This window comes from Streptomyces sp. SID9727, from assembly GCF_010550605.1.
Classification (GTDB): domain Bacteria; phylum Actinomycetota; class Actinomycetes; order Streptomycetales; family Streptomycetaceae; genus Streptomyces.
In genome coordinates this window covers 1-3,219 of the sequence record NZ_JAAGNI010000285.1, presented here as the reverse complement: position 1 = coordinate 3,219, position 3,219 = coordinate 1, and the positions used below count along the sequence as shown (strand labels likewise).

Below are 3,219 nucleotides of genomic sequence, written 5' to 3'. Positions count from 1 at the left end.
CCTGCGCGCGGTGGCCGCCGCCCTGCCCTGGGAGGGGCACGCCGTCCCGCTGCCCGACCGGAGTCCGCCCCGGCTGCCCGACCCCGAGGCGCTGATCGGCGCCTTCCTCGACGCCGTCGCCGACACACTGCCCCGGACGCCCGCCGCCGCGTTCGCCGTGGGCGCCCCCTTCGCGGCGGCCGAGCCCCAGCACTTGCCCGGTGCCCGGGAATGGGCCGTCGAGGTCGCCTCGGGACTGGACGCCGGGGTCCGGGTCTCGCTCCGCCTGGACCTCTCCGCGTCCGAGCTCTTCGACACGGCCGGCCCCGACGCGGCGGCCGACGAGACCGCCCGGCACGCGGCCGCCGCGGTCACCCAGGTGCACAGCCTCGCCGACCCCACCTACGTGGTCGACGCCGCCGCCCTGTGGGCCGGAGAGGCGGGCGAGCCGTTCGGGCCCCGGGCACGGGTGGACACCGCACTCGCCCTGCGCCGGGCGGCGCGCGTCTGGGCCCCGCTCGAACGGCTCCTGGACCAGCCCGTCCCCGATGTGCTGGCCCTCGGCGAGGACGAGCTGTACGAGCTGCTGGGCGACGCCGGGACCCGGCTCGCCGCCGCCGGGGTGAGCGTCCACTGGCCCAGGGAGCTGGCCCGCACCCTCACCGCGGCGGCCGTGGTCAGGCCCGCGCCCGGTACGGCCACGGACGGCACCGCCTTCTTCGACGCGGAACAGCTCTTCGCGTTCGACTGGCAGCTCTCGCTCGGCGACCAGCGGCTCACCGAGGCCGAGATGGACGTCCTCGCCGAGGCCCATCGCCCGGTGGTGCGGCTGCGGGACCAATGGGTCGTGGTGGACCCCGCGCTCGTCCGCAAGGCCCGCAAGCGGGAGCTGGGACTGCTCGACCCGGTGGACGCCCTGGCCGTCGCCCTGACCGGCAGCGCGGAGGTGGACGGCGAGCAGGTCGAAGCGGTGCCCGCCGGAGCGCTCGCGGAGCTGCGCAACCGTCTCCTCACCGACGAGACCGCACTCGCCCCGCCGCCCGGACTCCACGCCACGCTCCGGGACTACCAGCTGCGCGGGCTCGCCTGGCTGGACCGGATGACCTCCCTCGGCCTCGGCGGCTGCCTCGCCGACGACATGGGCCTCGGCAAGACGATCACCCTGATCGCCCTCCACCTCCACCGCGCCCACCCCGCGCCCACGCTGGTCGTCTGCCCCGCCTCCCTGCTGGGCAACTGGCACCGCGAGATCAACCGCTTCGCCCCCGGCGTCCCCGTGCGCCGGTTCCACGGCACCGGCCGCACCCTCACCGGAGCGGACCGGGGCTTCGTCCTCACCACGTACGGCACGATGCGCTCCAGCGCCGCCGAGCTGGCCGCCCACGGCTGGGGACTGGTCGTCGCCGACGAGGCGCAGCACGTCAAGAACCCGCACTCCTCCACCGCGAAGGCCCTGCGCACCATCCCGTCCCCGGCGCGCGTCGCCCTCACCGGCACCCCCGTGGAGAACAACCTCTCCGAGCTGTGGGCGCTGCTCGACTGGACCACGCCGGGACTGCTCGGCCCGCTCAAGGCGTTCCGGGCCCGGCACGCCAGGATCGTGGAGAACACCGGCACGGCGGCCGGCCTCGGCAACGACGAGGCGGTCGAGCGGCTGTCCCGGCTGGTCCGGCCCTTCCTGCTGCGCCGCAAGAAGTCCGACCCCGGGATCGCCCCCGAGCTGCCGCCCAAGACGGAGACCGACCACCCCGTCTTCCTCACCCGCGAGCAGGCCACGCTGTACGAGGCCACGGTGCGCGAGACCATGGCGTACATCGAGGCGTCCGAGGGCATCGCGCGGCGCGGCCTGATCATGAAGCTGCTGGCCTCGCTCAAGCAGATCTGCAACCACCCCGCGCAGTATCTGAAGGAGGACGCCGCCCGGCTCACCGGGCGCTCGGGGAAGCTCGCCCTCCTGGACGAACTGCTCGACACCATCCTCGCCGAGGACGGCTCGGTGCTCGTCTTCACCCAGTACGTGACGATGGCCCGGCTGCTGTCCGCCCATCTGACCGCCCGCGCGATCCCCTCCCAGCTCCTGCACGGGGGCACCCCGGTGGCCGAGCGGGAACGGATGGTGGACCGCTTCCAGTCCGGCGAGGTCCCGGTCTTCCTGCTCTCCCTCAAGGCGGCGGGCACCGGGCTCAACCTCACCCGGGCCGCCCATGTCATCCACTACGACCGCTGGTGGAACCCGGCGGTCGAGGAACAGGCCACCGACCGGGCCTACCGCATCGGCCAGACCCAGCCCGTCCAGGTGCACCGGCTGATCGCCGAGGGCACCGTGGAGGACCGGATCGGCGAGATGCTGCTCGCCAAGCGGGCGCTGGCCGACGCCGTCCTCGGCGGCGGCGAGAGCGCGCTCACCGAGCTGAGCGACCGCGACCTCGCCGACCTCGTCTCCCTCCGGAGGCCGTCATGAGCCCCGCCCGCCCCGGCGCCCCCCGCCCCACCACCGGACCGCTCGCCGCCCGCCGGGACAGCCGCCCCGGCGCCCGCTCCCGCCCCGGCCCCGACGATCTGCGGCGCACCTTCGAGGCCGTTCCGGCGCGCACGTCCGGGGAGGGCGAGCCGTTCGCGGAGAGCTGGTGGGGCCGGTCCTGGGTGGCCGCCCTGGAGTCCCTGTCGATGGACGGCCCGCGCCTCGCCCGGGGCCGGGACTACGCGGACGGCGGCCACGTCGCCGCGATCACCGTCACCCCGGGGCACGTCGTCGCGTACGTGCACGGCAGCCGCCCCCGCCCGTACCGGGCCGAGCTGCGGCTGCGCGCCTTCACCGACCCGGACTGGGACACCCTGCTCGACGCGGTCGCCGCCCGCCCCGGGCACCTCGCCGCGCTCCTCGCCAAGGAGATGCCGCACTCCCTGGCCGATACGGCGACCGGCGCCGGGATGACCCTGTTGCCCGCCCCGGGCGACCTCGACCCCGCGTGCACCTGCCCCGACCGGGGCAGGCCCTGCAAGCACGTCGCGGCCCTCAGCTATCAGATGGCCCTCCTCCTGGACACCGACCCGTTCGTCCTGCTCCTGCTGCGCGGCCGAGGCGAGCGCGAACTCCTGGAGGAGCTGGCCCGGCGCAACGCCGCGCACTCCGCCCGGGAGCGGCCCCCCGCCCCCGACACCCCGTCCGTCGCCGCCGCGGAGGCACTGGCCGGCCGCTTCCTGCCCCCGCTGCCCGCGCCCTTCCCCGTCGACCCGCAC

The 3,219-nt window shown here is 75.8% G+C and carries 2 protein-coding genes; both read left to right on the top strand.

The genetic code is table 11. The annotated features are described in order from the left end of the window. A partial coding sequence (locus G3I41_RS18435; RefSeq protein ID WP_164401321.1) for a DEAD/DEAH box helicase occupies positions 1-2,440 on the top strand: 2,440 nt, incomplete at its 5' end. Further along, positions 2,437-3,219: SWIM zinc finger family protein (locus G3I41_RS18430; protein ID WP_203601287.1), on the top strand; the 783-nt coding region annotated here is incomplete at its 3' end. The genes G3I41_RS18435 and G3I41_RS18430, both read left to right, overlap by 4 nt.